This is a genomic window from Streptomyces sp. NRRL F-4489 (assembly GCF_001509485.1).
In the GTDB taxonomy this organism is placed as follows: Bacteria; Actinomycetota; Actinomycetes; order Streptomycetales; family Streptomycetaceae; genus Streptomyces.
Genome location: NZ_LLZI01000178.1, coordinates 1 through 552, shown reverse-complemented (window position 1 = coordinate 552; position 552 = coordinate 1). Strand labels below are relative to the sequence as shown.

General features: G+C 77.0%; 1 protein-coding gene. It reads right to left on the bottom strand.

All coding sequences use genetic code 11. From position 1 onward, the window contains the following. Positions 1–552 (bottom strand): pyridoxal-dependent decarboxylase (locus tag ADL22_RS14580; RefSeq protein ID WP_234430701.1); only part of this gene is annotated, 552 nt, incomplete at both ends.

Genomic DNA, 552 nt, shown 5'->3' with positions numbered 1-552 from the left:
GCGAGCGCGCGGGCGGTGAGGGTTTCCAGGGTGGAGGCGGCGGGGGCCTGGTCCCAGGAGTCGAGGGAGGGGTTGAGGGCGCTGGCGGCGAGGTCGGCGAGGGCGGGGAGCGGGTCGATGGCGCCGGAGTCGGTGGTGCCGGCGGTGGCGGTGAGGAGGACGGGGCCGGGGTGGGTGGTGAGTTCGGTGAGGTGGGTGTGGACGGCGTGGGGGTCGAGGGTGCCGTTGGGGGTGGGGAGGGTGTGGGGTTCGGGGAGGCCGAGGAGCCAGGCGGCGCGGTGGATGCTGTGGTGGGCGTTGGCGCCGCAGACGATGCGGAGCGGGGCGGCGGGACCGGCTGAGGTGGTGGCGCGGGCCGCTTCGCGGGCCAGGAGGACGGCGAGCTGGTTGGACTCCGTACCGCCGGTGGTGACGAGGGCGTCGGGGGCGTCGGCCCGGGGGTAGACGAGGGCGGCGAGCGCGCGGGCGGTGAGGGTTTCCAGGGTGGAGGCGGCGGGGGCCTGGTCCCAGGAGTCGAGGGAGGGGTTGAGGGCGCTGGCGGCGAGGTCGGCG